The following is a 4,115-nucleotide window of genomic DNA, read 5'->3' as shown; positions in this document are numbered from 1 at the left end:
CCACGGGCGGCGCCGCGACGAGCGAGCGGCAGGTCGAGACCCGTCAGACGCCGGAGCTGACGACCCAGGGCGGCGCGGCACGCACCTCGGCGGCCGGTACGGGCGGCACGGACTCCCGTACGGGCACAGGCACGGGCACGGGCACGGGTCCCGGTCCGGGCAGCGGCAGGCCGGCGTCACCGTCGGCGGCCCCGTCCACGAAGGCGTCGGCGACGCCGACCCCTTCGCGTACGCCGTCCTCCGCGCCGTCCTCCACTCCCTCCGCCGCGCCGACACTGAAGCCCGCGCCGGCCGCCACGAAGCGGAGCACTCCCCCGGTGCCCCCGAAGGCACCGCGGACACCCACCGCCGTCCCCACCACGCAGGACGCGCCGAAGCCGGCCGTCACCACCCCGGTGCCGCTGATGACCACCCCCTCCGCCCCCTCGACCGCGAGCCGCGCGGCGGCCGCCGAGGCGGAGGTCGTACGGCTGGTGAACGCGGAGCGCGCCAAGGTCGGCTGCACCCCGGTCCGCCAGGACGCGGAGCTGGCCGCCCTCGCCGGCGCCTTCAGCGCCGACATGGCGACCCGCGGCTTCTTCGACCACACGGACCCGGACGGCGACACCCCGTGGACCCGCGCGCAGAAGGCCGGCGTCTCGGGCATGGGCGGCGAGAACATCGCCCGCGGCCAGGTCGACGCGGCGGCCGTGATGACCTCCTGGATGGCCAGCGACGGCCACCGCGCCAACATCCTGAACTGCGACTTCACCGCCCTCGGCGTGGGCGTGCACTTCGGCGCCGGCGGCCCGTGGTGGACGCAGGACTTCGGGTACTGAGCCGGCCCGTCACCCGCGGGCGCGGAAGGGCCCCGTCACCGGTCGGTGGCGGGGCCCTTCCGTGGAGCCGGGGCCGGTCAGGCCGCGGTCTTGCCCGCCAGGAAGACGCGGGCGGTGGTGGCGACGCGGCGGCCGAGGTGTTCGGCGGTGGCGATGTCGGCCTTGTGGACGGCCTCCGGGCCGAGGTCGCTGGGGGTCTGGGCGCCGGCGCCGGAGAAGAAGCCGAGGCGGTTGAGGTCGTTCTCGGAGCCGACGCTGCTGTTCCAGCCGGGCTTCAGGCCCAGATTGACCCAGGTCATGCCGTGCTGGCCGGCGAGCGTCTGGAAGAACTGGAGGGTGTGCAGCTTGTCGCCGCTCTTGGAGCCGGAGTTGGTGAACCCGGCGGCCAGCTTGTCGAGCCAGGCGTCACCGAACCAGCGCTTCGAGGTGGCCTCGGCGAACTGGTGGAAGGCGCCGGAGGCGGTGCCCATGTAGGTGGGCGAGCCGAAGACGATCGCGTCGGAGGCGTCGAGCAGCTCCCACTCGGCGTCGGTGATCTCGTCGACCTTGATCAGGTGGACGGTGGCGCCGGCCTCGGCGGCGCCGTCACGGACGGCCTCGGCCAGGACGGCGGTGTGGCCGTAGCCGGAGTGGTAGGCGATGGAGACGACAGGGCTGGTCACAGGGGACTCCTCGGAGCGGCTGTGCGGGGGACGACCAGAAGTAGAGCACTAACTTTTAGATAGCGCAAGCCTCTGGTTAGCGCCCAGTGAGCGCGCAGCGCTGTGCGGAGTACCGTGGAAGACATGACTGACGACCGTGCCTACGACGTGTTCGCCCGCGCCTGCCCCTCGCGCGCCACGCTGGAGCACGTGACGGGCCGCTGGGGAAGCCTCACCCTCGGCGCGCTCCACGACGGGACGTTCCGCTTCAACGAGCTGCGGCGCCGGGTCGACGGGGTGAGCGAGAAGATGCTCTCCCAGACCCTGCACGCCCTGGAGCGCGACGGTCTGGTGCACCGCGAGGCCCAGCCCACCAATCCCCCGCGCGTCGACTACACCCTCACCCCGCTCGGCCGCGAGGTCGCCGAACGGCTGATGGGCCTCATCGAGCTGGTGGAGGGCCGGATGCCCCAGGTCGTGGCGGCGCGGGAACGGTACGACGCGGAGCGCGGGGCGAGCGGGCCGGCCGCGGGGAACCCGGCGCGCGCCGCGAGCCCGGTGGGCACGTGAGGCCCCACCCGGGTCCCCGGCCGGCGAGCTGAGCAACCGGGGCCGGGCCGGGCCGGGAGAAGTGGATCCCGTCTCAGCGCCCCGCGCCCAGCACCGGCACGCGCGCCGGGCGCGGGGGGCGCTGGCAGCGGGGGCAGAAGTAGCTGGACCGGTTCATCCACGGGCGGCGGCGCATCGGCGTACCGCAGCGGTGACAGGGCTCGTTCTCGCGCCCGTACGCGTCGAGCGAGCGGTCGAAGTAACCGGACTCGCCGTTGACGTTCACGTACAGGCTGTCGAAGCTGGTGCCCCCGGCCGCGAGCGCCGCGTTCATCACGTCCCGGACGTGTCCGAGGAGTTCCGCCGAGCGCGGCCGGGTCAGGGTGGCGGTGGGCCGGTCGTAGTGCAGCCGGGAGCGCCAGAGCGCCTCGTCGGCGTAGATGTTGCCGACACCGCTGATGAGCGACTGGTCGAGCAGGGCCCGCTTGACCGTCGTACGGCGCAGGCGCAGCGCCCGGTGGAACGCGGCGTCGTCGAACGCGGGGTCCAGCGGGTCGCGGGCGATGTGGGCGATGACGTCCGGAAGCCCTTCCGGGGTCTGCTCGTGGAGCGAGAGCCCGCCGAAGGTGCGCTGGTCGACGAAGCGGAGTTCGGTGCCGGCGGAGTCGTCGAAGCGGACCCGGATGCGCAGGTGCTTCTCGTCCGGGGCGTCCTCGGGCTGGACGAGGAGCTGCCCGCTCATGCCGAGGTGACCGAGGACGGCGGTGCCGGTGCCGGTCAGCGGCAGCCACAGGTACTTGCCGCGCCGCCGGGCCCCTTCGACGCGGCGTCCGGTCAGCCGGGCCGCGAAGTCCGCGCCGCCCGCCACGTGACGGCGTACGGCACGCGGGTGGAGCACCTCGACACCGGCCACGGTCCGGCCGGCGATCCAGCGCTCCAGACCACGGCGGACGACCTCGACCTCGGGCAGCTCGGGCACGGGACGGCTCTCCTCGGGACGCGCGGGGGACGGTCTTCACCCTACCGGGGCGGGAACGGGCGAGAACCCCGTCCCTGGAAGGGGCGGGGTTCTCGGGAAGCGGTGGCGGGGAGGACGAGGAGACGGCCGTCAGGCCGACGCCCGGTCCGCGGACGGAGAGGGGTCGGCGGCCTCTCCCGTACCCGCCTCGGCCGCGGCCTTCGCCGCCGCCGCGCGCGCGTCCGCGTCCGCGCGGATCGCGCGCCAGGCGGACTCCGCCGCCTGCTGCTCCGCTTCCTTCTTGCTGCGGCCGGTGCCGGTGCCGTACGAGACACCACCGACGCGGGCGGCAGCAGTGAAGGTCTTCTCGTGGTCCGGACCCTCCTCGGAGACGAGGTATTCCGGCACACCGAGACCCTCGGCCGCGGTGAGTTCCTGGAGACTGGTCTTCCAGTCCAGGCCGGCACCGAGGTTGGAGGACTTCTCGATCAGCGGGTCGAAGAGCCGGTGCACCAGCTCGGACGCCGCTTCGAGGCCCTGGTCGAGATAGACCGCGCCGATCACCGCTTCGAGGGTGTCGGCGAGGATGGACGCCTTGTCCCGGCCGCCCGTGCCTTCCTCGCCCCGGCCGAGCCGGATGAAGGAGCCGAGGTCGAGACCGCGGCCCACGTCCGCCAGCGCGCGCGAGTTGACCACCGCGGCCCGCAGTTTGGCCAGCTGGCCTTCCGGCAGGTCGGGATGGGTGCGGTACAGCGTGTCCGTGACCACCAGGCCCAGCACGGAGTCCCCGAGGAACTCCAGCCGCTCGTTGGTGGGCAGACCGCCGTTCTCGTACGCGTAGGAGCGGTGGGTCAGCGCACGCACCAGAAGGGCGGACTCGAGCTGATACCCGAGCCGCCCTTCCAGAAGCGTGTGGGACGAGGCGGTGCTGATGTTGTCAGACATCGTGCCTCTCACCAGCCACTCAGACCGAGAGGACCTGGCGCTTGTTGTAGGTGCCGCAGCTCGGGCACGCGATGTGCTGCTGCTTCGGCTCCTGGCAACGCTCACACGAAACCAGGGTGGGGACCGCAGCCTTCCACTGCGACCGGCGGTGGCGCGTGTTGCTGCGCGACATCTTCCGCTTCGGAACAGCCACGGCTACTTCTC

General features: G+C 73.1%; 7 protein-coding genes. 2 read left to right on the top strand and 5 right to left on the bottom strand.

All coding sequences use genetic code 11. The features are described 5' to 3' along the window. Window positions 1-43: 43 nt before the first annotated feature. Entirely contained in the window at window positions 44-412 is a 369-nt protein-coding gene (locus RIF68_RS29610) for a hypothetical protein (RefSeq protein WP_309054355.1), read from the bottom strand. On the opposite strand from RIF68_RS29610, the gene RIF68_RS29605 reads away from it, so the two are divergent. Then, the gene (locus RIF68_RS29605) at window positions 405-818 is read left to right on the top strand and encodes a CAP domain-containing protein (protein ID WP_309054354.1); all 414 of its coding nucleotides are present in this window, start codon (window positions 405-407) and stop codon (window positions 816-818) included. The genes RIF68_RS29610 and RIF68_RS29605 overlap by 8 nt on opposite strands. A gap of 77 nt (window positions 819-895) precedes the next feature. Here RIF68_RS29605 and RIF68_RS29600 read toward each other — a convergent pair whose 3' ends face one another. Next, window positions 896-1,480, bottom strand: a complete 585-nt coding sequence (locus RIF68_RS29600; protein WP_309054353.1) for a flavodoxin family protein — start codon at window positions 1,478-1,480, stop codon at window positions 896-898. A 123-nt stretch (window positions 1,481-1,603) separates the two neighbouring features. Here RIF68_RS29600 and RIF68_RS29595 point away from each other — a divergent pair, with 123 nt between their 5' ends. Next, window positions 1,604-2,029 (top strand): helix-turn-helix domain-containing protein, encoded by a 426-nt coding sequence (locus tag RIF68_RS29595; protein WP_309054352.1) that lies wholly within the window; start codon window positions 1,604-1,606, stop codon window positions 2,027-2,029. A gap of 73 nt (window positions 2,030-2,102) precedes the next feature. Here the strand turns inward: RIF68_RS29595 and mutM are convergent, their stop codons facing one another. The 3 genes from mutM to rpmF all read right to left on the bottom strand — a co-directional run bounded on the left by mutM (window position 2,103) and on the right by rpmF (window position 4,104). Then, window positions 2,103-2,987, bottom strand: coding sequence for a bifunctional DNA-formamidopyrimidine glycosylase/DNA-(apurinic or apyrimidinic site) lyase (gene mutM, locus RIF68_RS29590; RefSeq protein WP_309054351.1), 885 nt, complete (start codon window positions 2,985-2,987; stop codon window positions 2,103-2,105). A 129-nt stretch (window positions 2,988-3,116) separates the two neighbouring features. Further along, a complete protein-coding gene (gene rnc / locus RIF68_RS29585; protein WP_309054350.1) occupies window positions 3,117-3,911 on the bottom strand; it encodes a ribonuclease III in 795 nt (264 codons plus the stop codon). Window positions 3,912-3,930: 19 nt separating this feature from the next. Continuing rightward, window positions 3,931-4,104 (bottom strand): 50S ribosomal protein L32, encoded by a 174-nt coding sequence (gene rpmF, locus RIF68_RS29580; protein ID WP_030496967.1) that lies wholly within the window; start codon window positions 4,102-4,104, stop codon window positions 3,931-3,933. Window positions 4,105-4,115: the final 11 nt, after the last annotated feature.

This window comes from Streptomyces sp., assembly GCF_031178505.1.
In the GTDB taxonomy this organism is placed as follows: Bacteria; Actinomycetota; Actinomycetes; order Streptomycetales; family Streptomycetaceae; genus Streptomyces; species Streptomyces gulbargensis.
The sequence above is the reverse complement of the archived record's forward strand: the minus strand, read 5'-3'. Positions and strand labels throughout refer to the sequence as shown.

Coding starts and splice junctions, on each gene's coding strand:
- RIF68_RS29605 (WP_309054354.1), top strand. CDS start 405: ATGACCACCCCCTCCGCCCCCTCGACCGCGAGCCGCGCGGCGGCCGCC.
- RIF68_RS29595 (WP_309054352.1), top strand. CDS start 1,604: ATGACTGACGACCGTGCCTACGACGTGTTCGCCCGCGCCTGCCCCTCG.
- rnc (WP_309054350.1), bottom strand. CDS start 3,911: ATGTCTGACAACATCAGCACCGCCTCGTCCCACACGCTTCTGGAAGGG.